Annotated in this window: 24 protein-coding genes and 1 pseudogene; 13 read left to right on the forward strand and 12 right to left on the reverse strand. The window is 71.3% G+C overall.

Annotated features, from left to right (window positions below):
• Positions 1 to 62 precede the first annotated feature (62 nt).
• The 4 genes from EG812_RS10845 to EG812_RS10860 form a co-directional block, all read right to left on the reverse strand.
• Positions 63 to 830 carry a 3-oxoacyl-ACP reductase gene (locus EG812_RS10845; RefSeq protein ID WP_126711495.1) on the reverse strand — a complete coding sequence of 256 codons (768 nt, stop codon included), beginning with the start codon at positions 828 to 830 and terminating at the stop codon, positions 63 to 65.
• A 2-nt stretch (positions 831 to 832) separates the two neighbouring features.
• Positions 833 to 2188 (reverse strand): aldehyde dehydrogenase family protein, encoded by a 1356-nt coding sequence (locus EG812_RS10850; RefSeq protein ID WP_126711496.1) that lies wholly within the window; start codon positions 2186 to 2188, stop codon positions 833 to 835.
• A gap of 226 nt (positions 2189 to 2414) precedes the next feature.
• The gene (locus tag EG812_RS10855; RefSeq protein WP_126711497.1) at positions 2415 to 3779 is read right to left on the reverse strand and encodes a glutamine synthetase family protein; all 1365 of its coding nucleotides are present in this window, start codon (positions 3777 to 3779) and stop codon (positions 2415 to 2417) included.
• Between the two features lie 101 nt (positions 3780 to 3880).
• On the reverse strand, positions 3881 to 4135 hold the full coding sequence (locus EG812_RS10860; protein WP_043719971.1) for a hypothetical protein: 255 nt from the start codon (positions 4133 to 4135) through the stop codon (positions 3881 to 3883).
• Between the two features lie 313 nt (positions 4136 to 4448).
• On the opposite strand from EG812_RS10860, the gene EG812_RS10865 reads away from it, so the two are divergent.
• The 4 genes and pseudogenes from EG812_RS10865 to EG812_RS10880 all read left to right on the forward strand — a co-directional run bounded on the left by EG812_RS10865 (position 4449) and on the right by EG812_RS10880 (position 7018).
• Complete coding sequence (locus EG812_RS10865; RefSeq protein ID WP_126711498.1) at positions 4449 to 5246, forward strand: helix-turn-helix domain-containing protein; 798 nt, start codon at positions 4449 to 4451, stop codon at positions 5244 to 5246.
• Positions 5243 to 5437, forward strand: a complete 195-nt coding sequence (locus EG812_RS10870) for a DUF397 domain-containing protein (RefSeq protein WP_126711702.1) — start codon at positions 5243 to 5245, stop codon at positions 5435 to 5437. The genes EG812_RS10865 and EG812_RS10870 overlap by 4 nt, the downstream gene beginning before the upstream one ends.
• Positions 5438 to 5473: 36 nt before the next feature.
• A pseudogene (locus EG812_RS10875) lies at positions 5474 to 5841 on the forward strand (VOC family protein).
• 64 nt (positions 5842 to 5905) lie between these two features.
• The gene (locus tag EG812_RS10880) at positions 5906 to 7018 is read left to right on the forward strand and encodes a MerR family transcriptional regulator (protein ID WP_126711499.1); all 1113 of its coding nucleotides are present in this window, start codon (positions 5906 to 5908) and stop codon (positions 7016 to 7018) included.
• Positions 7019 to 7036: 18 nt separating this feature from the next.
• On the opposite strand, the gene EG812_RS10885 is transcribed toward EG812_RS10880, so the two are convergent.
• On the reverse strand, positions 7037 to 7516 hold the full coding sequence (locus EG812_RS10885; protein ID WP_013732152.1) for a MarR family transcriptional regulator: 480 nt from the start codon (positions 7514 to 7516) through the stop codon (positions 7037 to 7039).
• Positions 7517 to 7579: 63 nt separating this feature from the next.
• Here EG812_RS10885 and EG812_RS10890 point away from each other — a divergent pair, with 63 nt between their 5' ends.
• Positions 7580 to 8071, forward strand: coding sequence for an SgcJ/EcaC family oxidoreductase (locus EG812_RS10890; RefSeq protein WP_126711500.1), 492 nt, complete (start codon positions 7580 to 7582; stop codon positions 8069 to 8071).
• 194 nt (positions 8072 to 8265) lie between these two features.
• A complete protein-coding gene (locus tag EG812_RS10895; protein WP_126711501.1) occupies positions 8266 to 8673 on the forward strand; it encodes a nitroreductase family deazaflavin-dependent oxidoreductase in 408 nt (135 codons plus the stop codon).
• Here EG812_RS10895 and EG812_RS10900 read toward each other — a convergent pair.
• On the reverse strand, positions 8670 to 8879 hold the full coding sequence (locus EG812_RS10900; protein ID WP_126711502.1) for a hypothetical protein: 210 nt from the start codon (positions 8877 to 8879) through the stop codon (positions 8670 to 8672). The genes EG812_RS10895 and EG812_RS10900 overlap by 4 nt on opposite strands.
• 65 nt (positions 8880 to 8944) lie before the next feature.
• Between EG812_RS10900 and EG812_RS10905 the strand changes: the two genes are divergently transcribed.
• The 3 genes from EG812_RS10905 (at position 8945) to EG812_RS10915 (ending at position 11030) form a co-directional block, all read left to right on the forward strand.
• Positions 8945 to 9292 carry a PadR family transcriptional regulator gene (locus tag EG812_RS10905; protein WP_233579447.1) on the forward strand — a complete coding sequence of 116 codons (348 nt, stop codon included), beginning with the start codon at positions 8945 to 8947 and terminating at the stop codon, positions 9290 to 9292.
• Positions 9289 to 10344, forward strand: a complete 1056-nt coding sequence (locus EG812_RS10910; RefSeq protein WP_126711503.1) for a hypothetical protein — start codon at positions 9289 to 9291, stop codon at positions 10342 to 10344. The genes EG812_RS10905 and EG812_RS10910 overlap by 4 nt, the downstream gene beginning before the upstream one ends.
• A 74-nt stretch (positions 10345 to 10418) precedes the next feature.
• The gene (locus tag EG812_RS10915; protein ID WP_013732146.1) at positions 10419 to 11030 is read left to right on the forward strand and encodes a YdeI/OmpD-associated family protein; all 612 of its coding nucleotides are present in this window, start codon (positions 10419 to 10421) and stop codon (positions 11028 to 11030) included.
• Here the strand turns inward: EG812_RS10915 and EG812_RS10920 are convergent.
• Positions 11027 to 11611, reverse strand: coding sequence for a TetR/AcrR family transcriptional regulator (locus EG812_RS10920; RefSeq protein ID WP_013732145.1), 585 nt, complete (start codon positions 11609 to 11611; stop codon positions 11027 to 11029). The two genes, EG812_RS10915 and EG812_RS10920, sit on opposite strands and share 4 nt — an antisense overlap.
• Before the next feature lie 63 nt (positions 11612 to 11674).
• On the opposite strand from EG812_RS10920, the gene EG812_RS10925 reads away from it, so the two are divergent.
• Complete coding sequence (locus tag EG812_RS10925; protein ID WP_126711504.1) at positions 11675 to 12580, forward strand: oxidoreductase; 906 nt, start codon at positions 11675 to 11677, stop codon at positions 12578 to 12580.
• 275 nt (positions 12581 to 12855) lie between these two features.
• Here EG812_RS10925 and EG812_RS10930 read toward each other — a convergent pair whose 3' ends face one another.
• The 4 genes from EG812_RS10930 to pcaF all read right to left on the reverse strand — a co-directional run bounded on the left by EG812_RS10930 (position 12856) and on the right by pcaF (position 17752).
• A complete protein-coding gene (locus tag EG812_RS10930) occupies positions 12856 to 13356 on the reverse strand; it encodes a DUF456 domain-containing protein (protein ID WP_013732143.1) in 501 nt (166 codons plus the stop codon).
• Between the two features lie 75 nt (positions 13357 to 13431).
• A complete protein-coding gene (locus EG812_RS10935) occupies positions 13432 to 15567 on the reverse strand; it encodes a putative bifunctional diguanylate cyclase/phosphodiesterase (protein WP_126711505.1) in 2136 nt (711 codons plus the stop codon).
• Positions 15568 to 15571: 4 nt separating this feature from the next.
• Complete coding sequence (locus EG812_RS10940; RefSeq protein ID WP_126711506.1) at positions 15572 to 16390, reverse strand: SAM-dependent methyltransferase; 819 nt, start codon at positions 16388 to 16390, stop codon at positions 15572 to 15574.
• A gap of 159 nt (positions 16391 to 16549) precedes the next feature.
• Positions 16550 to 17752 carry a 3-oxoadipyl-CoA thiolase gene (gene pcaF / locus EG812_RS10945; protein ID WP_013732140.1) on the reverse strand — a complete coding sequence of 401 codons (1203 nt, stop codon included), beginning with the start codon at positions 17750 to 17752 and terminating at the stop codon, positions 16550 to 16552.
• Positions 17753 to 17859: 107 nt separating this feature from the next.
• On the opposite strand from pcaF, the gene EG812_RS10950 reads away from it, so the two are divergent.
• From EG812_RS10950 to EG812_RS10960, 3 genes are read left to right on the forward strand one after another with little or no spacing between them, the layout of a single operon-like run.
• Positions 17860 to 18825: a glutathione S-transferase family protein gene (locus EG812_RS10950; RefSeq protein WP_126711507.1), complete on the forward strand. Its 966-nt coding sequence runs from the start codon at positions 17860 to 17862 to the stop codon at positions 18823 to 18825.
• A complete protein-coding gene (locus tag EG812_RS10955) occupies positions 18818 to 19513 on the forward strand; it encodes a DUF998 domain-containing protein (protein WP_233579449.1) in 696 nt (231 codons plus the stop codon). The genes EG812_RS10950 and EG812_RS10955 overlap by 8 nt, the downstream gene beginning before the upstream one ends.
• 4 nt (positions 19514 to 19517) lie before the next feature.
• Positions 19518 to 20585 carry an NADH:flavin oxidoreductase/NADH oxidase gene (locus tag EG812_RS10960; protein WP_013732137.1) on the forward strand — a complete coding sequence of 356 codons (1068 nt, stop codon included), beginning with the start codon at positions 19518 to 19520 and terminating at the stop codon, positions 20583 to 20585.
• A gap of 65 nt (positions 20586 to 20650) precedes the next feature.
• On the opposite strand, the gene EG812_RS10965 is transcribed toward EG812_RS10960, so the two are convergent.
• On the reverse strand, positions 20651 to 24301 hold the full coding sequence (locus tag EG812_RS10965) for an ABC transporter ATP-binding protein (RefSeq protein WP_126711509.1): 3651 nt from the start codon (positions 24299 to 24301) through the stop codon (positions 20651 to 20653).
• Positions 24302 to 24313 lie beyond the last annotated feature (12 nt).

The raw sequence follows: 24313 nt of genomic DNA on the forward strand, positions 1-24313 counted from the left end.
GCTGCTTGGAGCCGCCCGGTCCGCGACACCACCCGGGCCGATCACCGTTCGCATCGAGGCAATCACAGCGGGGTGACATACGCTCCGGTGATCCCGCCGTCCACCACGAACTGTGCAGCGGTCATGAACGATGCGTCATCGCTGGCCAGGAAGGCGACCGCGGCGGCGATCTCGCTCGGCTCGCCGAAACGCCCCATCGGCACGTGCACCAGCCGACGCGCGGCGCGTTCCGGGTCGGCCGCGAACAACTCCCGCAGCAGCGGGGTGGCCACCGGGCCGGGACACAGGGCATTGACCCGGATGCCCTCCCGGGCGAACTGCACGCCAAGCTCCCGGGTGAGCGCCAGCACGCCACCCTTGCTCGCGGTGTAGGCGATCTGCGACGTCGCAGCACCCATCAGCGCCACGAAGGAGGCGGTGTTGATGATCGATCCCCGGCCCTGCCGACGCATGTGCGGGATCACGTACTTGCAGCAGAGGTAGACGCTCGTGGTGTTGACCCGCAGCACCCGTTCCCAGGCGTCCAGGCCGGTTTCCAGGATCGAATCGTCGTCCGGTGGGGAGATGCCGGCGTTGTTGAAGGCGATGTCCACCCGTCCGTACCGCTCGACCACCCCGTCGAACAGGGCCCGCACCGCCGCCTCGTCGGCCACGTCGGCCGCGACGAAGCTGCCGTCGACCTCCTCGGCGGCCCGTCGACCGGCCTCGGCGTCGATGTCGACGCAGACCACCTGCGCCCCCTCGGCGGCGAACCGGCGTACCGTGGCCAGCCCGATTCCGCTGGCCGCTCCGGTCACCACGGCGACCCGGTCCTGCAACCGTCCTGGCATGCTCACTCCTCTGTGCTGATGAACACGTTCTTGACGTCGGTGAAGGCGTGCAGCGCGTCGGGGCCCAGTTCCCGGCCCAGCCCGGAACGCTTCATGCCGCCGAACGGGGTCCAGTAGCGCACCGAGGAGTGCGAGTTGACGCTGAGGTTGCCCGCCTCGACCGCCCGGGCCACCCGCAGCGCCCGGCCCACGTCCCGGGTCCAGATCGAGCCGGACAGGCCGTACTCGGTGTCGTTGGCCAGCCGGATCGCGTCGGCCTCGTCGTCGAACGGGAGCACCGAGACCACCGGGCCGAAGACCTCCTCCCGCCAGTGCCGGTCGGCGGGCGAGTCGGCGAGCAGCACCGTCGGGGCGTACCAGTAGCCGGGGCCGGAGGGGCAACCGCCGGTGAAGGCGACCCGCGCGTCGTCGACGTAGCCGGCGACCCGGTCGCGGTGCCCGGCCGAGATGAGCGGCCCCATCTCGGTCTCCTCGGCGGCCGGGTCACCGACCCGGAAGGCCTGCACCGCCGGTTCGAGCAGTTCGAGGAAGCGGTCGTGGACCGACCGCTGCACCAGCAGCCGGGAGCGGGCGCAGCAGTCCTGGCCGGCGTTGTCGAAGACGGCGTACGGCGCGGTGGCCGCCGCCCGTTCCAGGTCGGCGTCGGCGAAGACCACATTCGCCGACTTGCCGCCCAACTCCAGGGTCAGCCGTTTCACCTGGGCCGCGCAGCCGGACATGATCCGGGTGCCGACCTCGGTGGAACCGGTAAAAACGATCTTGCGTACGGCCGGATGGGTGACGAACCGTTCGCCGACCACGTCACCCCGACCGGGCAGTACGGTGAACACCCCCTCGGGCAGGCCCGCTTCCAGCGCCAACTCGGCCAGCCGCAGCGCGGTCAGCGGGGTCAACTCGGCGGGTTTGAGCACCACCGTGTTGCCGGCGGCCAGGGCCGGGGCGAAGCCCCACGCGGCGATGGGCATCGGGAAGTTCCACGGCACGATCACCCCGACCACGCCCAACGGCTCGTGGAAGGTGACGTCCAGCCCACCCGCCACCGGGATCTGCCGTCCGGTCAGCCGCTCGGGCGCGCCCGCGTAGTAGTCGAGCACGTCCCGCACGTTGCCCGCCTCCCAGCGAGCATTGCCGACGGTGTGCCCGGCATTACGCACCTCCAGCCCCGCAAGTTCCTCCAGATGCGCATCCACCACCGACGCGAACCGCCGCAGCATCCGCGCCCGCTCCCCCGGCGCCACCCCCCGCCACCGCTCAAACGCAACCCCCGCCCGCGCAACCGCCGCATTCACCTCCCCCACCGAACACCCCGCAACCTCCCCCAACACCACTCCCCGAGCCGGATCCCAAACCACCCCCACGCCCTACCCCCTCTCCCTCAACGCCCTCAGCGCCCTCAACACCCCACCCACCCCTACCCACCCACCCACCCCTACCCACCCACCCCACCCACCCCGCCCACCCCGCCCGCCTCAGCCCGTCGATCTTGCACTTTTGGTCGGGACAAATAGCCGCTAACCACCACGAAAGGGCGACGCAAAGTGCAAGATCGCGGCGGAAAGGAGGGGCGGGGGTGGGGAGGGAGGGTTAGAGGCGTTCGAAGCCACGGGTTAGTTCCCAGTCGGTGACGGCGGCGTCGAAGGCGGAGAGTTCTACGCGGGCCATGTTGGCGTAGTGGGCGACCACTTCGGCGCCGAAGGCTTCACGGGCCATGGTGGAGGACTCCCAGAGGGTGAGGGCGTCGCGCAGGGTGCCGGGGACGCGGTCGGCCTCGGCGTCGTCGTACGCGTTGCCGGTGCACTCCGGTGGCAACTCCAGTTCCTGCTCGATGCCGCGTACCGCGCCCGCCACCAGCGCCGCAATCGCCAGGTACGGGTTGACGTCGGCGCCGGGCACCCGGTTCTCCACCCGCATCCCCTGGCCGTGCCCCACCAGGCGCAGCGCGCAGGTGCGATTGTCCGTGCCCCAGCGCAGCGCGGTCGGCGCGAACGAGCCCGGCTGATACCGCTTGTAGGAGTTGATGTTCGGGGCGAAGAGCAGGCTCAGCTCACGCATGGTGGCGAGCAGCCCGGCGAGCACCCGCTGCCCGGTGACGCTCAGGTGTGCCGGGCCGTCGCCGAGCATCGCCGAGCCGCCGGAGGCGTCCCGCAACGAGAAGTGGATGTGGCAGGAGTTGCCCTCCCGGGCGTTCGGCTTGGCCATGAAGGTGATCGACATGCCCTCCTGGGCGGCGATCTCCTTCGCCCCGTTCTTGTAGATCACGTGGTGGTCGGCGCAGGCCACCGCCTCGTCGTACCGGAAGGCGATCTCGTGCTGACCGAGGTTGCACTCCCCCTTCGCGCTCTCCGGGGTCAGCCCCGCGCCGGCCATCTGGTTGCGGATGCGCCGCAGCAGCGGCTCGACCCGGGCGGTACCCAGCAGCGAGTAGTCCACGTTGTACTGGTTGGCCGGGGTCAGGTCGCGGTAGCCACGCGCCAACGCCTGCTCGTACGAGTCCCGGAACAGCACGAACTCCAACTCCGTGCCGGCGTACGCGGTCAGCCCGTGCGCGGCCAGGCGGTCCAGTTGACCGCGCAGGATCTGCCGGGGCGAGGCGACCACCGGACCGCCGCCGTCCGGCCACTCCAGGTCGGCCAGGAGCATGGCGGTGCCCGGCTGCCACGGCACCCGGCGCAACGTGTCGAAATCCGGCTTCATCACGAAGTCGCCGTAGCCGCGTTCCCAGCTCGACATCGCGTACCCGTCGACGGTGTTCATGTCGACGTCCACGGCGAGCAGGTAGTTGCACCCCTCGCTGCCGTGGCCGACCACCTGATCGAGGAAGTACGGCGCATGGAACCGTTTGCCCTGCAACCGGCCCTGCATGTCGACGAGCGCCAACGCCACCGTGTCGATCTCACCCTCGGCGACGGCGACCCGCAGTTGTTCCAGCGTCAGCGGGGCTTTCCTCATCCGCGAGCCTCCATCACCAAGGTCTACCGGCCGCGCCGATGACCGTCAATGGGCCGCTCCGCTCGTACCCCGATCCCCTGCCCTGACAAACCGACCACCGCTCACCTCCGGTCGCGCCGCCGCGCCCAGCCGAGAAAGCGGTCGTACAGATCCGGGGTGTGCTCGGGGTTGAGCTGGGCGAGCTGATCGCGGGCCTGGACCATCAGCCCACCCAGGTAGAGCAGCAACCCGAGCCGGTCCCTGCGGTACTCCATCAGCAGCGCCAGCCGGGCCGGCTGACAGGGCCACTCGGCACCGCAGTTGCGGCACCGCCAGAGCGGACGCATCGCCACATGGGGAATCACCCGCCGCCCCATCAGCGCACCCACCGTCTGCGGCCTGCGGCGTCGCCCCAAACCCCGAGACAAGGTACGGCGAACGGACGCGAACGAACAGACATGTCGACCCCTCTCGGCTCTGGAGGGGGCCACCCCGCCCGGCCGAAGCAGGGCGACCCCGCGCAGGAGCCCACCCCACCGCCGATCCCGACAGAGCAAGCCCGCAATGGTGACAGTTTGGTGAGGACAGCACTACTGTCGATACACGCTCAGGGCATCCGCGCAGTTCAGCAGGGTGATCGGGCAACGGTGAGCAACCCACCATCGACGCTGAGCAGAGGTTGGGGAATTGATGGGAAGTGCCACGGATTATGTGCTGGGCGAGTTGCGCATGTTCCGAACCGCACTGGGGCTGAGCCAAGACGAATTCGGCCGGAGCATCGGCTACTCCGGCTCTCATGTCAGCTCTGTGGAGACCGGTGGCCGCCCTCCCACCAGGGACTACATGAAGGCCATCGACGCTCAGCACCACACCGGTGAACGCTTCGCCCGGATGCTCCGGGAACTGGGGCAACTCGATGCCGACCCACCTTGGCTGCGGGAATGGATCGAGTTCGAGCGGGAGGCGACCACCCTGCGGTGGTTCGAGCTGGCCTACGTTCCCGGCTTGCTTCAGACCGAGCGATATGCCCGCGCCACCCTGATCGGCGGCCGGTTCAGTCCGCCCGAGGTGGACAAGGCAGTGACGTCCCGGCTGGAGCGGCAACTGATCCTCGAACGTGAGCACCCGCCACAGTTCATCGCCGTGTTGGACGAGGCGATTCTCCGTCGACCGGTGCTCGACCAGCCGGGCCTGATGGCGGAACAACTCGACCACCTGGCCGAGCAGGCACGACGCGAGCACATTCAGGTGCACGTCGTGCCGTCGGATGCTGGCATGTATCTCGGCCTGGCTGGTCAGTTCATCATCGCCGAGCTACCGGACGGCACCCGAACCGCACATGCCGACAACCAGCTCACCGCACAGATCATCGACGCACCCGCTGACATCGCTAAGCTGGCGAAGACGTGGGAGATCGTGCGGAACGAGGCGCTCCCCCGCCGGCAGTCGTTGGAGCTGATCAAGGAAGTGGCGAAGTCATGGACATGACGGCCGCGCAGTGGCGGAAATCGACCAGGTCCGGTGGCAACGGCGGGTCGTGTGTCGAGGTTGCCGACAATCTGCCGGGGGTCGTGCTGGTCCGGGACACCAAGGACCGGGAGGGCGGCACGCTGCGCCTCACGCCGTCGTCGTGGCAGTCCTTCGTCGACCTCGCCAGGCAGATCGGTCCCGTGGGCTGACCGCTTAACGTCGTACCCGCCCGAACAATGGTGGGCATGTCGCAGCCGACCACGCACCGCCACCATTGCATCGACTACATCGAGTTCACGGTCACCGACCTGGCCGAGGCCAAGCGGTTCTACGCCGAAGCGTTCGGTTGGCAGTTCACCGACTACGGCACGGCGTACGCCGGCATCCAGGGCGGTTCCGGCGCTGAGGTGGGCGGCCTGCGTCAGGTGCAGCAGGCACGCACGGGCGGCGGTCCGTTGGTGCTGCTCTACTCGGCCGATTTGGAGCAGAGCGTCGAGGCGGTCGAGAAGGCCGGTGGCACGGTGGTGGCAGGGTCGTACGAATCCCCGGTGGTCGTCGCTTCCACTTCACCGATCCGAGCGGGAACGAGCTGGGCGTCTGGGCCGAGGCGTAGCCCTGCGGATGTCGCCGGCGGAACGCTTGCTCCTCACGTGGCGTCAGGTCACATAGTCGGTGGCGTGGATGAGCTCCTGACCGTCGGGCGGGTGGCGCGGTTGACCGGCGTCAGCGTCCGCACCCTGCACCACTATGACGAAGTCGGCCTCCTGGTGCCGTCGGCACGGACCACGTCGGGGCACCGGGCGTACTCCGCCGAGGATGTGGAGCGGCTCCGGGAGGTGCTCGCGTACCGGCGGCTCGGTTTCGGGTTGCGGGAGATCGCCGATCTGGTGGGCGACCCGGCCACCGACGCGGTCGCGCACCTGCGCCGGTTGCGTGGCCTGCTGGTGGACCGGCAGGACCGGGCCGCCGCCATGGTGGCGGCCATCGACCGGGAGTTGGCGGCGCGGGCGATGGGGGTCACGACGCCGCAGGTGCCGCTGAAAGCGTTCGGTGCCCGGTTGTACGACGCCATCGGGTCGGCGTACCCGGCGACGCGGCGCACCGAGCCCCGGATCGCCGCGCGGGTCTGGGCGGCGCTGGGCGACGCACGGACGGTCCTGAACGTCGGGGCGGGCACCGGCTCCTACGAGCCGCCCGACCGCGAGGTCACGGCGGTGGAGCCGTCGGCGGTCATGCGGGCCCAGCGTCCCCCGGGCGCGGCACCGTGCGTGGCCGCCGCTGCGGAAAGCCTGCCGTTCGAGGACCAGTCGTTCGACGCCGCGATGGCCTTCAGCACCATTCACCACTGGCACGACCCGATCGCCGGGCTGCGCGAGATGCGGCGGGTGGCCCGGCGGGTGGTGGTGTTCACCCACGATGCCAGTGACACCGGTTGGCGGCACCGGTTCTGGCTCACCCGCGACTACCTGCCCGAGGTCGTCGACCTGGTGGCCGACCGTCCGCCGGTGGACCAGGTGGCCCGCGCGATCGGGGCCCACATGGAGCCGGTGCTCATTCCGTGGGACTGTGCGGACGGCTTCTTCGAGGCACACTGGCGCCGCCCTGAGGCGTACCTGGACGAACGTGTCCGCGGGGCGGTGTCGGTATGGGCCAGGGTCGGCCCGCAGGCGCAGCGACGGGCGGTAGAGACGCTCCGCGACGACCTCGCGTCCGGCCGGTGGGTCGAGCGCAACCGCGAGATCCTCGCCCTCGACGCGGCGGAACTCGGCCTCCGTCTGCTTGTGGCCTGACCGGCGCTGGTGAGCGGATCAGCGGCCCGGCGGTGGTGCGGGGTTCTCGCTCAGCCGCGCGGTCTGGGTTTCCTGCACGTGGCGGGCGGTCTTCAGGAAGTCGAGGATCGTGGCGAGCTGGTCCCCGCTGTACCCGCCGAGGGCCCGGGCGCCGGCCTCGCCGACGGGTAGGTAGATGTCCTGTTCCACGGCGCGGGCGGTGTCGGTGGCGGTGACCAGGACCCGTCGTCGGTTCTCGGCGTCCCGGGTACGGGCCACCAGGCCGGCGCGTTCCAGCCGGTCGATGACCGTGGTGGTCGCCGCCGGGCTGATCTTGAGGGCGCGGGTGAGTTCCCCTGCGGAGAACGGCCCGTCGTTGGCGAGGACGAGATCCAGCGCCCGCAGGTCGGTGCGGTTGAGCCCGAGCCGAGCGGCGGCGGCCTCGTCGAAGGCGTCGAAGCTCTGCTGAAGCAGCCGTAGCTGCATCGCCACGTCCCGGATGAGGCCATCTTTCGACATTCGAAACCTTCTGCTATCGTAAAATCAGATGATCGAAGCGATCCTAGCCCACGGGGGGCGTAGATGACCATGGACGACCGCCAGATCCGCGACCTGTTCGATCGACTCATGCGGGCCTGGACCGACAACGACGCCGCCGCCTACGGGGCCTGCTTCACCGACGACTCCGACTACGTCTCCTACGACGGAACCCGAGCCGTCGGTCGCCACGACATGCAGGAGGCCCACGATCGACTGTTCCGCGGCGTGCTCGCCGGGTCCGCACTCGTCGGCGACATCGAGTCGATCCGGTACGTCGCTCCCGGAGTCGCGATCGTCCACGGCACCGCGTCGGTGCTGATGCCCTGGCGCTCCAGGCTGCCCAGGCGACGCCTGTCCCGCCAGACCCTCGTCGCCGTACGCACCGACCAGGGCTGGCGGTTCACCGCACTGCACAACGGACGAGTGCGCCCCGTGCAGATCCCGGCCCCGGACTCGCTGCCCTCCCGCATGGCCCAGGCCATGGGTCACGCAGCCCGCCGCCTCGGCATGGGCCGAGCCACCGCCCGCATCTGACCGGCACGCCGGTTCATCGGGCGGGCCCGGCCGCCCGCCCGTCCACGCTCACTCGACCACGCTCCCGGCTCAGCCACGTGCACCGCATCTCCGTCACCCGGCCTCGCCGGACAGGCGGTCGTGTCGCCCTGTCAGGGCCGCGGCAGAGCTGCCAGGATTGCGGGCACGAGCCGACTGTGCACTGAGGAGACGACGTGAGCGACTGGAACGACAAGATCATCGCCGAGTTTCGGGCCAACGGCGGGCAGGTGGGCGGCCATTTCGCGGGCCAGCCGCTGCTGTTGTTGCACACGGTCGGCGCCAAGAGCGGCCTGCCGCGCGTGAACCCGGTGATGTACCAGCAGGTGGACGGCGGCTACGCCGTGTTCGCCTCCAAGGCGGGCGCACCCACCAGTCCCGACTGGTATCACAACCTGCTCGCCCACCCCCGGGTGCAGGCGGAGATCGGCACGGAGACGGTCGAGCTGGTCGCCCGAGTCGCCGACGACGACGAGCGGGAGCGGATCTGGAGCGCGCAGAAGGCGGCGTACCCGTTCTTTGCCGAGTACGAGCGCAAGACCACCCGTCGGATTCCCGTCGTGGTGCTGGAGCCGGTGCGCTAGGCGTCGCCGGGATCTTCGCCCGCCGGCTGGGCGGCGGGCCTCGGGGCGGACGTGGTCAGGATGACGTGACCGCGGAATCCGGGACCGAGGACGATCGCCGCACGGCCGGCGGGCGGGGCGCCGAGGGCACTGCTTTCCGCCGCCGGTATCGCGGGAGCGAAGTCCGGCCCGCCGAAGTCCCCGGCGTCCGCGTCACCGTCACCCATGATCACTCCCCTGTCGTCGGCGCCTGCATACGCCAGGATATCTTGTCTTCCACTATATTAGGGGGATGAGTGCTCGGGCTATGACCGAACCGGCCTTCTTCATCCTCACCGCGCTGCTCGACGCCCCGCGCCACGGCTACGGGATCGTCGCGGAGGTCGCGGACCTGTCGCAGGGGCAGGTGCAGTTGAAGATCGGCTCCCTGTACGGAGTTCTCGATCGACTCGTCGGTGACGGCCTGGTCGAGTTGGACCGCGAGGAGGCGTGGCAGGGGCGATTGCGCCGGTACTACCGGGTGACCGAACAGGGCCGCGCCGCCCTCGCCGCGGAGGCGCACCGGCTGGCCGCCAACGCGCGCCTCGCCTCCACCCGGTTGCACGAGCAGCGGAACCCGATCACGGGGACGTCGTCGTGAGTCGCCTGGAGGAGCGCTACCGCCTGCTGTTACGCCTGCTGCCCGCCGCCTACCGGCAGGAGTGGGAAGACGACATGGTCGCCGCCTTCCTGGAGAGCATGGACACCGGCGACCCCGAGACCACCGCGTACCTCGCCGACTACGGCCGGCCGAGCCTGTCGGAGGCCGCCAGCATCGTGGCGCTCGCGGTGCGGCTGCGCCTGCGCGCCGACACGTCACCCCGCTCGCGGGTGTGGGGACACGCGGTGCGGCTGGCGACCCTGATGCTGCTGCTGACCCACGCCGTCATGGTCACCGGCAGCATCGCCGTCACCCTGTGGTACGCCGGGAAGCTCGCCTGGCTGCCCGCTCCGGCACCCGAGTTGACGCTCAGCACACCGGCGAGCATCTGGAGTACGACGTGGCACCTTGCCGGCTACGCCTGGTTGCCGGCCTACCTCGCGCTCGTCCTCGGCTACCGACGCGTGGCCCAGGCGGTCGCCCTGATCGCCATCGTGCCCCCCGCGATCACCGTCGCGATGGCACAGGCCGTCGGCGACGTACCGCTGACCGTGTCGCCCTGGGCGATGCGGCTCGTCGACGTCGCTCTGCTCCTCGCCATGGCGGCCTTCCCCCACGGTGCCGCACCCGTGTCACGCCGGCCATGGCTCCTCGCGTTACCGACCGGCATCTTCCTCGTCGCCCTGCCGCTGTTCAGCCTTCAGGCGGTCGAACCGGCGCTGAGACTGCTGGACTGGCCGGGCCTGTTGTGCACGGCGGTCGCTGTGGCCATGGCGGTCCACCTGACCGCTCGCGCCACCGGTCGATCGACGCGCACCCTGCCGTGGTCACTGGCGTTCACGCTGCTCGCCGCAACCGCGCTCGTCCTGCGCGCCGCTACCCTGCCCGACTTCCTCGACCAGGCAGAGCGCACGACGCTCACCACGATCGCGTTCGTTCAGGTCATCGCCGTGCTCGCGGTAGGCGTACCGCTCGCGGTGTCGGCCCTTCGCGCGCTGCGCAACGTTCCCTCGGCCCCCGCCGCCACCCCGAAACCCACCACACCGTCGTAGCAGCCGGTCACGGTCCGAGATTCCGCGCGCCCGGCAAGCGTAAAAATGGCAGAGCCAGCGGTTAGCCTGCCGTCATGGGGAGCGCGGAACTGGATGAGTTGATCGTCGCGGATGCCGATGCGCTGCGCGACTGGTTGTCGGCCCACCACGCCACGTCGGCCGGGGTCTGGCTGGCGCTGACCAGAAAGGGTGGCACCGTCACCACGCTGACCTGGCAGCAGGCGGTCGACGAGGCGCTGTGCTTCGGTTGGATCGACGGGCAGGCCCGCAAACGCGACGAGGAGAGTTCCTGGATCCGGTTGACTCCGCGCCGGTCCCGCAGTTCGTGGTCGCAACGGAACGTGTCCCATGTGGCCCGGCTTGAGGAACAGGGGCGGATGCAGCCGTCCGGCCGCGCTGCGGTGGAGGCCGCGAAGGCGGACGGGCGTTGGGCCGCCGCCTACGCCCCGCCGTCGGAAGCGGAGGTGCCGGCCGATCTGCTCGCCGCCATTGCCGCCAACCCCGCTGCTCAAGCCATGTTCGACGTGCTCACCAAGACCAACCGGTTCGCCCTCATCCACCGTCTCAACGCCGCCAAACGGGCGCAGACCCGCGAGCGGAAGATCGTCGAGTTCGTCGCCATGCTGGCCCGCCACGAGACGGTCTACCCGCAGAAGGCCAGGCCCTCGACGCCGCCGACCGGCTAGTCGGGTCGCGATCCTCGGATGAACTGGTCGACGGCGGCCGGCACGAGACCGTCGACCAGGTGCGGTGGGACCAGGTTGCCGTTGATCAGGGTGGCGATGCCGTGCAGGGTCGCGAACAGCACGATGCCCACCTGCTGCGGGTCGCCGGGGGCGAGTACGCCCTGCTTCTGCCCCTGCACGATCAGATCGTCAAGCAGTCCGAACGCCGCCGCGGCGGCGGCGACGAGCCGGTCGGCGCCTTCGCGGTGCTTGCCGGCGAACATCAGTTCCAGCAGCGCGGCGTCCTCGGTGGCGAACCGCAGGTAGGCGGTTGCCACGCCGTGCAGGCGAGGCTCGAACTCCGGCCCGGCGGCGGCGAGCGCCGCGCGCAGTTCCGCGTCCAGGCGGGCGAATCCGGCCTCCGCGAGCGCGTCCAGCAACGCCTGGCGGTCGGGGAAGTGCCGGCGCGGCGCGGCGTGGCTGACCCCGGCCTCCCGCGCCAGCTCGCGCAGGGAGAGCTGCTCCGCGCCGTGTTGGCGCAGGCTGCGCTCGGCGGCGGCGAGCAGTGCCGCACGGAGGTTCCCGTGATGGTACGCGGACATGGGCTCCACTCTAACGGAATGTAGTCGTTGACATCATTGTTGTCAGTGCATACATTGTTTCCCATGACAACATTCACGCCCGGTCAGATCCCTGCCATGAACAACCGGACCGTCGTCATCACCGGCGCGAACAGCGGCATCGGCCGCGCCGCCGCCCGCGCGCTCGCCGCCAAGGGCGCCCGCGTCGTGCTCGCCGTCCGCGACCCCGCAAAGGGACAGGCCGCCGCCGCGACCATGGCCGGCGACGTCGTACGCCGACTCGATCTCGCCGATCTCGCCTCGGTGCGGACGTTCGCCGAGGAGTCCAGCGACCCGATCGACGTGCTGATCAACAACGCCGGCCTGATGGTCCCGCCGCTCGGCCGCACCGCCGACGGCTTCGAACTCCAGTTCGGCACCAACCACCTCGGGCACTTCGCGCTCACCAACCTGCTGCTGCCACGGATCCGGGGCCGGGTGGTCACGGTCTCCTTTAACGGGCACCGGGCCGGCACGATCGACTTCGACGACCTCAACTGGGAGCGCAAGCCCTACCGGGCCTTCCGGGCGTACGCGCAGTCGAAGTTGGCGAATCTGCTCTTCACCGCCGAACTGCAGCGCCGCCTCACCGATGCCGCCTCACCGGTGCTCGCGGTCGCCGCGCACCCCGGCCTGGCGGCCACCAACCTCATCGGGCACCTCGACGGTGAACCCCTGCGGAGGCGTCTGGTGCACACGGTCGCGGTCAACTTCCTGGCTCAGAGCGAGCAGGACGGTGCGCTACCCACGCTCTACGCGGCGGTGGCCGACATCCCGGGCGGCAGTTACGCCGGCCCCGGCGGCCTGCTGCAAGGACGCGGCGCACCGAAGCTCGTCGGCCGTTCCAAGGCCGCCCGGGACGCTGCCACCGCCCGTCGCCTGTGGCTGGCCTCCGAAGAACTGACCGGCGTACGGTTTCCGCTGCCGGTCACCCCGTCGCGGAGCCGGTGACCCCGGCCGGTGGCCCCGGCCGGTGGCCCCGCAATTGCGTTGCCGGGTACGTCGGCGTACCCCATCCTTGGGTTTGTGACCAGGCCCGATCGCGACGGGCCGACCCGGGCCCTCGGAACGGCCCGGCAGCCGCGGCGGCGCGGGGAACGTCACCTCTCTCTCGGGTACGGCGCTGCGCCCTACCCTGGCTCCGCCCCGCGCCGCCCGGTCCCCAGCAAGCCCGGCCCTCAGTGAGCCCGGTCCTCAGCAAGCCCGGCCCTCAGTGAGCCCGGCCGTCAGGTCAGCACCAGGCCGGCCACCCAGAGTGCGCCGATCACCACCCCGGCGAGGAACTCGATCAACATGGCCAGGCCGGCGGCGGCGACCGCCTGCTTGGTAGCGGGCCAGGCCAGTCCGGTGTCGCCCAGCCGCAGCCGTTCCATCAGGAAGATGCCGACGACGAACCCGATGATCAGCCCGACGACGGGGATGACGAAGAAGCCGACCAGACCGAGCAACGCCCCGACGAGCAACGTGGCGGTGGGTACGCCGGCCCGTTTGAGGTTGCGGCCGGGCCAGAGGTACTTGACCACGGTGCCGCCCAGGGCAACCACGGTGGCCGCCGCGAGCACCAGCCAGCGGCCGGCGCCGGCCTCACCGAACAACGCCCACACGAGTACGCCGCCCCAGCACAGCGGCAGGGCCGGCAGGCCGGGCACCACCACCCCGGCCAGCCCGGCGAGGATGGCCAACGCGGTGATCACCGAAACCACGGCGCCGGTCTCTGTCAGGCTCACGGCTCCCCATCCGATCGCTTCATCTGTTAAAAGGGGGCCCTTTCTCTACCGCAGGCGTTAATAAGGTGCCCTTCCTTACCCGCCGGCCAGGCGGGTGGAGATTGCTGCGGCGGGCGCTGGTGGGCCGAACAGGCGCCCCTGAGCGGAATCGCAGCGTAGCGCCCGGAGCCGCTCGGCCTGCGGCTCGGTCTCCACCGCCTCGGCGGTCACCCACAGTTCCAGAGCGTGGGCCAACCGCACCAGCGCGTCGACGATCCGCTCGTCGCGGTGGTCGGCGGCATCCGGCTCGTCGCCCCGGATGCCCTCGACGAACGGCGCGGCCAGCTTCAGGCAGGTGATCGGCAGCCGACGCAGGTACGCCAGGTTCGAGTAGCCGGTGCCGAAGTCGTCGACGGCCAGCCGGACCCCGAGCTCGGCCAGCCGGTACAGCGTCCGCAGCGGCTCACCGCCGGAGCCCATCACGGCGCTCTCGGTCAACTCCAGTTGCAGCAGTTCCGCCGGCAGTCCACTGCTGGACAGGGCATCGGCCACGGTGTCCACGATCACCGGAGCGTCGGCCTGCCGGGCGGCCAGGTTGACGCTGACCACCAGCCGCGCCTCGGGGAAGTCGACGTGCCACCGACGGGCGTCCCGACAGGCCTGCCGCAACACCCACTCGCCGAGCCGGACGATCAGACCGGTCTCCTCGGCCAACCCGATGAACCGGTCCGGACCGATCAACCCCAGCTCCGGATGCTGCCAGCGGACCAGCGCCTCGACCGCCAGCATCCGACCGTCCAACAGCGACACGATCGGCTGGTAGTGCAGCACGAACTCGTCCCGGTCCAACGCCACCGGCAGTCCGGCGAGCAGGGTCGACCGGGCGATGTCCCGGGCGCTGCGCTCCGGGTCGTACACCGCCCACCGGCCCCGGCCCTCGGCCTTGGCCCAGTACAGCGTGGTGTCGGCGGCCTTCATCAGCTCAGCGGCGCTGGTGCCGACGAGGTCGGAGGCGACGATGCCGACGCTGGCCGAGACCATCAGCTGGTGGTCGTCGATGAAGACCGGGGCGGACACGGCGGTCAGCGCCAGTTCGGCCACCGCGATCATGTTGTCGACCCCGGCGTCGCCGTCGACCAGGATGACGAACTCGTCGCCGCCCATCCGGGCCACCAGGTAGCCGTACTCGGCCACGCAGCCGGCCAGCCGCCGGGCGATCGTCATGAGTAGCCGGTCACCGACGTCGTGCCCGAGGCTGTCGTTGATCGCCTTGAAGCCGTCGAGGTCGAGGAAGCAGACTCCGACCCGGCCCGAGGCGCTGAGCAGGCGGCTCAGTGTCTCGAAGAACAGCGTGCGGTTGGGCAGTTCGGTAAGCGGGTCGTGCAGCGCCTGGAAGCGCAACCGACGCTGGAGTTCGTACCGTTGCGTGATGTCCTCGGCAACGGCGATGGTGAACCGGGGCCGGCCGTCGTCGTGCCGGATCAACGAGACTGCCAGGTCCGTCCAGACGGAGGTGCCGTCCTTGCGGTAGTACCGCTTCTCGACCCGTGCGGATTCGTGTTTGCCCTCGATCAGTTCCCCGTACAGCTCCCACATGCCGGGTGCGTCGTCGTGGTGGAACAGGGCCGTCACGTTGAGCTGGCGCATCTCCTCGATGGAGTAGCCGAGCAGGTCGGCGAAGGGCTGGTTGACGTCGATGATCTGCCCGTCGACGTCGGCGATGCCGATGCCGATCGCCGCGCCCCGGAAGACCGCCCGGAACCTGGCCTCGCTGTCGCGCAACGCCCGCTCGACATCGTCGCGGGCCTGCCACGCCGACCGTGCGATCCGCTCCTGCTGGGCGAAGGTGCGATCACGCAGCGCGCGGGCGAACCCGGCCGCGAGCGCGCCCTGCGCCACCGCGATCCGGTCGTCGAGCCCGGTCGACCCGCCCAGTACCTGGTCGGGCAACCGGTCGGCGAGCGAGCGCACCGACCACTCGATCATGTCCGGTTCGGTCAGGTGCGCCTCGACCAGGGCCTGACCGACCTCCGCCGCCACCGGGGCCACCTCGTCGGCGTGCAGCAGCGCCTCGGCCAGCCGCAGGGTGTACGACAACAGCAGCCGCTCGGTGTCGGCCGCGCTCATCGGTACGAAGCCGAGCCGGCGTACCGCCTGCGCCCACTCGGTCGCGTAGTTGTGCGCGCCGGCCGGATCGACGGCACGCCCTCCGGGGGCACCGACGGCCGACATCAGGTCACCCCGCTACGTCGTCGTTGCGAGCCACCGCGCCGAAGGCACCGAAGCGTTGCGCGTCGGCGGCCACGTCGGACGGCGAGTCCGGACGCCACAGCTCCATGTGCACCACGCCCGGATCGAGGATCGTCCAGTCGCCGAAGAACGAGGTGATCTCGGCCCGCGACCGGAGCGTGATCTCGGTGCTGGTACGCGCCGAGAGCCGCTGCGCGTCAAGCATCTCCTGCGGCTGGTCCTCGAAGGTGGAGTGCGAGATCACCAGGTGGCTGCCGGGTGCGGCGGCGGCCCGCAGGGTGGCCAGGATGTCGCCGGGCCGGTCGGCGTCGGGTACGAAGTGGACCACGCCGGCCAGCAGGATGCCCAGTGGCCGGTCGAAGTCGAGCAGGTGCAACGCCCGGGTCTCGGCGAGAATCCGCTGCGGGTCGCGCAGGTCGGCGTGGATGACGCCGGTCGACTCGTTGCCGGCCAGCAGTTGCCGACTGTGCGCCACCGCCACCGGGTCGATGTCGACGTAGACCACCCGGGCCTGCGGGTTGGCGGCCTGGGCGACCTCGTGCACGTTGCCGACGGTGGGGATGCCCGAGCCGATGTCGAGGAACTGGTCGATGCCGGCGTCGAGCAGCACGCGTACGGCCCGGCGCAGGAACTCCCGACCCGCCCGCATGGTCGCCGGCAGGTTCGGCGTCATCGCCGCGATCTGGTCGGCCAACTGCCGGTCGACCTCGAAGTTGTGGGCACCGCCCAGGAAATAGTCGTACACCCGGGCCGCGCTGGGCCGGGAAAGGTCGATCTCGATGGGTGCTCCGTCCGGCTGCTGCACTGGTTACCCCAAGTCGTCGCGACGGACCAAGTAACGCTGCCTACTCTAGGCCCGCGCGCCACACCCTGGGAGATCCACAACCGCCTTTGTCCGGCGACCGTGCCGGCGCGCCCGGTCAGGCGGCGCCGGCCCGGCGATCAAGCAGCCTCGACCCGGCCGTCAGGCGGCTTCGAGCAGCATGGAGATGCCCTGGCCGACGCCGACACACATGGTGGCGACGGCTCGGCGGCCGCCCCGGCGACGCAGCTCCAGCGCGGCGGTGAGCGCGAGCCGGGCGCCGCTGGCACCGAGCGGGTGGCCCAGCGCGATGGCCCCACCGTTCGGGTTGACGTGTTCGGCGTCCTCGGGCAGGCCCAACTCCCGCAGCACCGCGACGGACTGGGCGGCGAACGCCTCGTTCAACTCGATCACGTCGAGGTCGGTCACGGAGAGGCCCTGCCGCTGAAGCAGTCGCCGGGTCGCCGGCACCGGGCCGATGCCCATGATCCGCGGCGGCACCCCTGCCGTCGCCGTCCCGACGACGCGGGCCAGCGGGGTGAGACCGTACTCCTCGACGGCCCGCTGCGAGGCGACCAGCAGCGCCACCGCACCGTCGTTGACCCCGGAGGAGTTGCCGGCGGTCACCGTGCCGCCGGTACGGAACGGGGTGGGCAGCGCGCCCAGCTTCTCCATCGAGGTCTGCCGGGGGTGCTCGTCGACCTCGACCAGCCGCGTCTCGCGCCGACCGGCAGGCACGGTCACCGGCACGATCTCCTCGGCCAGCCGGCCGTCGGCCTGCGCCTTGGCGGCCCGCATCTGCGAGCGGTACGCGAACTCGTCCTGGGCGAGCCGGTCGACACCGAACTCGACGGCGACGTTCTCCGCCGTCTCCGGCATCGAGTCGACCCCCCAGCCCTGCTCCATCAGCGGGTTGACCAGCCGCCAGCCGATCGTGGTGTCGTACATCTCGGCGGCGCGGGAGAAGGCGCTGGTGGCCTTCGGCATGACGAACGGGGCCCGGCTCATGCTCTCCACCCCGCCGGCGACCATCAGATCGGCCTCCCCGGCGACGATCGCCCGCGCGGCGGTGGCCAGCGCGTCGAGGCCGGAGCCGCAGAGCCGGTTGACCGTGCTGCCGGAGACCTGCTCCGGCAGGCCGCCGAGCAGCGCCGCCATCCGGGCCACGTTGCGGTTGTCCTCACCGGCCTGGTTGGCGCAGCCGAACACCACGTCGTCGGTGCGGGACCAGTCCACCGACGGGTGCCGGGCGACCAGTTCGCGGATCACGTGCGCGGCCAGGTCGTCGGGGCGTACGCCGGCGAGGGCGCCCGCGTACCGGCCGATCGGGGTGCGGACACCGGCCACCAGGTATGCCACGGTCATCGCGAGTCCTTCGGGGGTGGGAAGGCAGGGGTGGGGAGCGTCCAGCGGATCAACCAGGACGTCCTGCCGCCAGGATATCGCCGCCGAGTCCGGATAGGTTTGTCGGCATGGCAGGAGCCCAGTTCAGCGCGGAGACCAGTGAGGCCGGCGCGTTCGTCCGTCAACCCAACCGGTTCACCGGTCGGGTCACCCCGCACTCCGGTTCGCCGCCCGGTGCCGGGCCCGACGAACAGGACCGCTGGCCGCTGGAGCCCGGCCGGTACCGGCTGATCTGGTGCCGGGCCTGCCCGTGGTCGCACCGGGCGCTGATCGTCCGCAATCTGCTGGGCCTGGACGAGGCCATCTCACTGGGCACCGTCGATCCGATCCGCGACGAGCGGGGCTGGCGGTTCACCCTCGACCCGGACGGCTTCGACCCGGTGCTGGGCGTCGGCTTCCTCGCCGAGGCGTACCTGGCCACCGATCCCGACTACACCGGCCGGGTCACCGTGCCGGCGCTGGTCGACACCGTCACCGGGCGGGTGGTCACCAACGACTATCCGCAGCTCACCCTGGACCTGTCCACCGAGTGGCGGCGGCTGCACGCACCGGACGCACCGGATCTGTACCCGGTCGAGCTGCGCCCGGAGATGGACCAGCTGATGGCAGACATCCACCGCGACGTCAACAACGGCGTCTACCGGTGCGGCTTCGCGACCTCCCAGCAGGCGTACGACGAGGCGTACACGGCGCTGTTCGCCCGGTTGGACGCGCTGTCGCTGCGGCTGGCCGAGCAGCGGTACCTGATGGGCGACACGATCACCGAGGCGGACGTGCGGCTGTTCGTCACGCTGGTCCGCTTCGACGTGGCGTACCACGGACACTTCAAGTGCAACCGGCGCAAGCTCACCGAGATGCCGGTGCTGTGGGCGTACGCCCGGGATCTGTTCACCACCCCCGGTTTCGGGGAGACAGTCGACTTCGACCACATCAAGCGGCACTACTACGCCACCCATGACGAGATCAACCCGACCGGCATCGTGCCGCTCGGCCCGGACCTGCACGGCTGGACGACGCCGCACGGACGTGGCTGAGCGCCGAGCCACGGACGTGGCCGAGCGCCGTGCCGCGGGTGTGGTCGAGCGCCGTGCCACGGGCGCGGCGGTCTGCGTGCTCGTCGGCGCGGTCGCGGCGACGTTCGCCGTGGTCGCCGGTCCCGGCCCGGGCCTGACCGGGTACGTCAGCGAGGCCGGCGTGGCCGACAGCATCTACGCCTGGACGTACCGGCTCGGGGTGCTCACCCTGGGTTCCGCGCTCCTGCTGCTCGCCGCGGCCCTACGCGACCAGCCCGCTGACGACGCCGCGTCCCGACCGGCGCGACAGCCCGACAGAGCCGTGCGGATCGCGGTGGTGCTGCTCGTCGTCGGGGCGGTGGCCACCGCCCTGTCCGGCGCGGTGACCTGTAGCGACGGCTGCCCGTTACCGCCGTTCGAGACACCCACCGTGGCGGATCTGGTGCACGGCGCGGCGAGCATCGTCGCCGCCGGTGCCACGGTCCTCGCCATGATCGCGATCCTGTTCTCCCGGGCAGCAGCGGAGCCGCTGCGCCGCACCGCCACGATCTGCGTGGCGGCGGCCCTGCCGCTGGCGGGCGCGCTCGGCCTCGCCATGCTGCTCGTCGGCCGGGGAACGCTTGCCGGCGTGCTGGAACGACTGCTGCTGCTGGTGATCGTCGCCTGGGGTGTGGTCACCGCCACGATCCTGGCGACCGCGAGAAGATGAACCCATGAGTACGTTGTTCACACCGCTGACGCTGCGCGCGGTCACCCTGCCCAACCGGATCGCGCTGGCCCCCATGTGTCAGTACAGTGCCGGCCCCGACGGCCTCCCCCACGACTGGCACCTGGTGCACCTCGGTACACGGGCGGTCGGTGGCGCCGGCCTGGTGATGACCGAGGCGACCGCGGTGCTGCCCGAGGGACGGATCAGCCCGCAGGACACCGGCATCTGGTCCGACCGGCACGTCGACGCCTGGCGTCCGGTGACCCGGTTCGTGGCCGCCCACGGCGCGGTGCCCGTCGTACAGCTCGCGCACGCCGGGTTCAAGGCGTCGACCTACCGGCCCTGGGATCCGCATCGGGGCGGAGTACCCGACGCCGAGGGCGGGTGGACTCCGGTCGGGCCCACCGAGCAGCCGTTCCTCCCGGAGTACCGGACGCCGACCGCCCTGGACGAGGCGGGCATCGCCGCCGTGGTGGAGGCGTTCGCGGTGGCGGCCGACCGGGCACTGGCCGCCGGATTCGCCGCCGTGGAGGTGCACGCGGCACACGGCTACCTGCTGCACGAGTTCCTGTCCCCGCTGACCAACCACCGCACCGACGCCTGGGGCGGCGACCGGGCCGGGCGGATGCGGCTGACCCTGGAGGTCGCCCGCGCGGTCCGCGCCGCCGTCGGTGAGCAGGTGCCGGTACTGGCCCGGATCTCGGCCACCGACTGGGTCGAGGGCGGCTGGACGGTCGACGACAGCGTGGCGCTCGCCGTCGAGCTGGCCCGGGCCGGGGTCGACCTGGTCGACTGTTCCTCGGGCGGGGCGTCGCCGAACGCCACCGTCCCGGTCGGCCGTGGTTACCAGGTGCCGCTCGCCGCCCAGGTGCGCCGGGAGGCGCAGGTGCCCACCGGGGCGGTCGGCCTGATCGTCGAGCCGGAACAGGCCGAGGCGATCATCGCGGACGGCGAAGCCGACCTGGTGCTGCTCGGTCGCGAGCTGCTGCGTAATCCGTACTGGCCGCGCCAGGCCGCCGCCAAGCTCGGCGCGGAGACCACCTGGCCCGAGCCGTACCTGCGGGCGGCCTGAAGGCCCGAGGCTGAGCCCGGCAGGTCACACTGCCGGGCTCAGCCCGCTGGGTGGCACTGCCGGGCTCAGCCCGCCAGGTGGCCCCACTTGTCTTCCAGGTCGCACCACGGCCCCTGGGCCGCCACCACACCGTCGGTGAGCACCACGACATGGTCGGCCCGCACCAGCGCGGCCCGCTTCGACGTGGAGCCGACGACTGTCACGCCGTGTTCGCGCAGCGCCTGCCACAGTGCCAGCTCGGTGGTGACGTCCAACGCGGAGGAGACGTCGTCGGCGACCAGCAGTTCGGTACGCGGCGCCAACGCCCGGGCCAGCGCCAAGCGCTGGAGTTGGCCGCCGGAGAGCCGGGTGCCCTTGTGCCCGATGAGCAGCCCGAGCCCGCTGCCGGTGGCCGCCAGGTCGTGTTCCAGCTGGGCGGTGGCCACCGCGTGCCGGGCGTCGACCGGATGCCCGAGGGTGATGTTGTCGGCGACCGTGCCGGAGAGCACCCGGGGCAACTGGCCGACGTAGCCGACCTGGTTGGGGCGCAGGAACAACTCCGGCTCGGTGACCGGATCGTCGTTCCAGGTCAACTGCCCGATGTGCGGGGCGATCCCGGCCAGGGCGCGCAGCAGGGAGGACTTGCCCGAACCGACCGGGCCGACGATCAGGACGAGCTGGCCACGCTCCACGGTCAGGTTGACATCGCGTACCGCCACGGTGCCGTCGGTGTGCCGTACGCCGAAATCGGTCAGCTCCAGCCGACGCAGCGGGGTACGCGGCGCCTGCGGTGGGGCGGGCGCCGTCCCTGCCATGAGATCGACACCCGGGATCCGCGCCGAGTACGCCTCGACGCCGGCCATCTCCACCGTCCGACGCGTCCACACCCGAGCCGACGGCACCTGCGAGACCAGTGACGCGGTGGTCCACGCGAACCAGCGGGCCGCGCCCAGCGTGGCGACCGCGACCAGCGCCGCCCCGGCGGTCAGACCGCCGGACAGATACAGCGCCCAGACGCCGATCGGCAGCAGGCCGCTGGCCAGTGCCGGGGTGGACCGGGCCCACACCTGCACGGCGATCTCCCGACGCTGCCGGTCGCTGCGGACCGTGTCGAGGCCGGCCAGGTGCGTCAGTACCGGCCGGGTGGCCCCGGCGAGCTTCACCGTCCGGGCCGCCGAAAGGCTGGACACCAGCGCGGTGGCGAAGGCGGCGCGGGCGGCCACCGTGTCGCGGGCCGCGCGTTCCAGTCGCGGCCCGAACGCCGTCGCGGCCAGCCCGGACAGCACCATCGTGCCGATGAAGAACAGCCCCGGCACCACGCTGTCGGTGACCACGGTCATCACCACCAGCAGGATCACCGCGACCGTCTGATCCAGCACGTTGTCGGCCAGTTGGACGACGCGTTCGGTGTCACCGCCCTGGGCCACCACCTCGGCGGGGCTGTGCCGACTGATCCGGCGTGGACCGGTCTGCCCGTGCACCAGGCGGGCACTGATTCGCAGCATCTGCCGGACGAACCAGGCCGGGAACCACAGGTGGGTCCAGTAGTTGGCGGGAATGGCGAGGATCAGGCCGGCCGCGATGCCCAACGCGGGCAGCCACGGACTACCGGTGCCGTCCACCACGTCGACCCAGAGCCAGGCCAGCAACGGCCCGTCCAGACCGAACACGGTCAGTACGGAGAAGATGCCGATGGCTGCCAGGCCGTAGCGGGGATCGTTGAGGCAGAGCCGGACGATCTCCCGCATCGTCTGGAACCGGGACGCCGGTCGACGCTCCACCCCCGGCCCACCTGCCGGCACGTCACCGCCGCCCTCGGTACGCCCGCCGCCCTGGCGTCCCTCGACCGGCTCGACCGGTTCGGGTCCGACGACCGGCGCGGGATCGTCGGCGGACCGCTCGACGCCCGGCATCGACGATCCGCCGCGTTCACCGCCGAGCGGGCCACCCGACAGCGCGGCAGCGTCGGGGAACGCGCCGGCGGCCAACTCCGTCGAGGCGGCCCCGACCAACGCCGGTTCACCCTGCGCGCCGTCGGATTGCACGAGCACGGCGGCGTCGTACGTGTCCGCGTGGCTGGCCGCGAGCAGCTCGGCGAAGCGGCGGGAACTGGCCAGCGGGCCGGCCTCCACCACCGCGCCGTCGGCCAGCACCACCACCTCGTCGCACTCGCGTACGGAGGAGAGCCGGTGCGCGATGACGATGCCGATCCGGTCGCGCAGCAGCCGCGAGGTGGCCCGCTGTACCCGTGCCTCGGTGACCGGGTCGAGCCGGGCGGTGGCCTCGTCCAGGATCACCACGTGCGGGTCGCGGACCAGGATGCGGGCGAAGGCGACCAACTGCTCCTGCCCGGCCGACAGCACATGCCCGCCCTCGCCGAGCCGAGTGTTCAGGCCGGCGGGCAGCTCGGCGATCCAGCCGGCCAGGTCCAGCTCGTGCAGGGCCCGTTCGGCGGCGTCGAGCAGTTCGGGGTCGAACAGCGCCACGTTCTCGGCGAGGGTGCCGGCCAGGATCTCGGTACGCTGCGGCACCACGGCGATCCACCGACGTAGCTCCTCCACGTCCAGGTCGAGCACGTCCCGCCCGCCGAGCAGCACCGTGCCGGCCGGCACGTCGACAGCCCGGGTGAGCACCTTGGCCAGCGTCGACTTGCCCGAGCCGGTCCGCCCGACCAGCGCGTACGACCGGCCGCGGACGAAGGTCAGGTTGACCTCGCGCAGCGCCGGACCCCGCTCGGCCTCCGACTCGACCGGGTAACGGAAGGTCAGGTCACGGATGACCAGGTCCCCGTCGACCGGGGAGTCGCCGCCGGTCGGTTCCTGCTCGGCGTTCTGCAGCAGTTGCACCCGACCCCAGGCGCCGAGGGCGTACTGCACGTCGGGCACCATCCGGCTGACGTGTTCGACGGTCATGCCCAGGGAGAGCGCGAGCAGCCAGATCGCGGTCAACTGGGCGGCGTCCACCCGGCCGGTGCCGAACGCCCACACCCCGCCCAGCACCACCAGCGCGATGCCGGCCCGGGTCACCCCGGCCGCGATGGCGTTCACCTGCGCACCCATCCGCCAGACCCGCAGTCCGCGGCGGAGCACCTCGGACGCCCGGCGGGCGTACAGGCGCAGCACGTACGGCCGGGCCAGGCTGGTGCGTACGTCGTCCTGGCCGTGGATGGACTCCTCCATCACCGCCGCCAGGTCGGACCAGGCCGCCTCCTCCTTCATCCGCGCCGGGGCGATCCGACCGGCGGGCCGGCGCAGGGTGACCGCGAGCAGGACGGTCACCAGCAGCATGCCGATTCCGGCCGGCCACCAGACGGTGATCGCGACCAGGGTGGCCACCACACCCACCGCCAACGACTGGGCCAGCCGGATGCCCGGGCCGCGTACCCCGGAGGCCACGTCGTAGACGTCACCGTCGATGCGGTCGAGCATCTCCCCGACCGGCGTCGTCTCCAGGGCGGGCACGGGTTGCCCCAGCGCCACCCGACAGAGCCGGCGGCGCAGGTCGGCGGACCAGTCGGCGGTCACCCCGGCCATCACCAGGCTGACCACCAGGTCGCTGAGGACAGCGGCGGTCAGGGCGATCGTCAGCAGCACGAAGAAGACGACGGACCGGTTCACCAGCACCGGCCCGGCCAGCGCGGCGGTGGCCGCCTGGCCGATGCCGCCCATCACGACCAGAACGGCCACCAGGGTCATCCTGCGGGGCGAAGTGACCCACAGATCACGAAGCAGTCGCACGGGTCGCGTCCT

Source organism: Verrucosispora sp. FIM060022, from assembly GCF_003977705.1.
Classification (GTDB): Bacteria; Actinomycetota; Actinomycetes; order Mycobacteriales; family Micromonosporaceae; genus Micromonospora; species Micromonospora gifhornensis.

Coding starts and splice junctions, on each gene's coding strand:
- EG812_RS10890 (WP_126711500.1), top strand. CDS start 7,580: ATGACCATGGACGACCGCCAGATCCGCGACCTGTTCGATCGACTCATG.
- EG812_RS10935 (WP_126711505.1), bottom strand. CDS start 15,567: ATGTCGGCCGTCGGTGCCCCCGGAGGGCGTGCCGTCGATCCGGCCGGC.
- EG812_RS10845 (WP_126711495.1), bottom strand. CDS start 830: ATGCCAGGACGGTTGCAGGACCGGGTCGCCGTGGTGACCGGAGCGGCC.
- EG812_RS10870 (WP_126711702.1), top strand. CDS start 5,243: ATGACGGCCGCGCAGTGGCGGAAATCGACCAGGTCCGGTGGCAACGGC.
- EG812_RS10860 (WP_043719971.1), bottom strand. CDS start 4,135: ATGGGGCGGCGGGTGATTCCCCATGTGGCGATGCGTCCGCTCTGGCGG.
- EG812_RS10900 (WP_126711502.1), bottom strand. CDS start 8,879: ATGGGTGACGGTGACGCGGACGCCGGGGACTTCGGCGGGCCGGACTTC.
- EG812_RS10855 (WP_126711497.1), bottom strand. CDS start 3,779: ATGAGGAAAGCCCCGCTGACGCTGGAACAACTGCGGGTCGCCGTCGCC.
- EG812_RS10925 (WP_126711504.1), top strand. CDS start 11,675: ATGACAACATTCACGCCCGGTCAGATCCCTGCCATGAACAACCGGACC.
- EG812_RS10960 (WP_013732137.1), top strand. CDS start 19,518: ATGAGTACGTTGTTCACACCGCTGACGCTGCGCGCGGTCACCCTGCCC.
- EG812_RS10885 (WP_013732152.1), bottom strand. CDS start 7,516: ATGTCGAAAGATGGCCTCATCCGGGACGTGGCGATGCAGCTACGGCTG.
- EG812_RS10905 (WP_233579447.1), top strand. CDS start 8,945: ATGAGTGCTCGGGCTATGACCGAACCGGCCTTCTTCATCCTCACCGCG.
- EG812_RS10920 (WP_013732145.1), bottom strand. CDS start 11,611: ATGTCCGCGTACCATCACGGGAACCTCCGTGCGGCACTGCTCGCCGCC.
- EG812_RS10950 (WP_126711507.1), top strand. CDS start 17,860: ATGGCAGGAGCCCAGTTCAGCGCGGAGACCAGTGAGGCCGGCGCGTTC.
- EG812_RS10915 (WP_013732146.1), top strand. CDS start 10,419: ATGGGGAGCGCGGAACTGGATGAGTTGATCGTCGCGGATGCCGATGCG.
- pcaF (WP_013732140.1), bottom strand. CDS start 17,752: ATGACCGTGGCATACCTGGTGGCCGGTGTCCGCACCCCGATCGGCCGG.
- EG812_RS10865 (WP_126711498.1), top strand. CDS start 4,449: ATGGGAAGTGCCACGGATTATGTGCTGGGCGAGTTGCGCATGTTCCGA.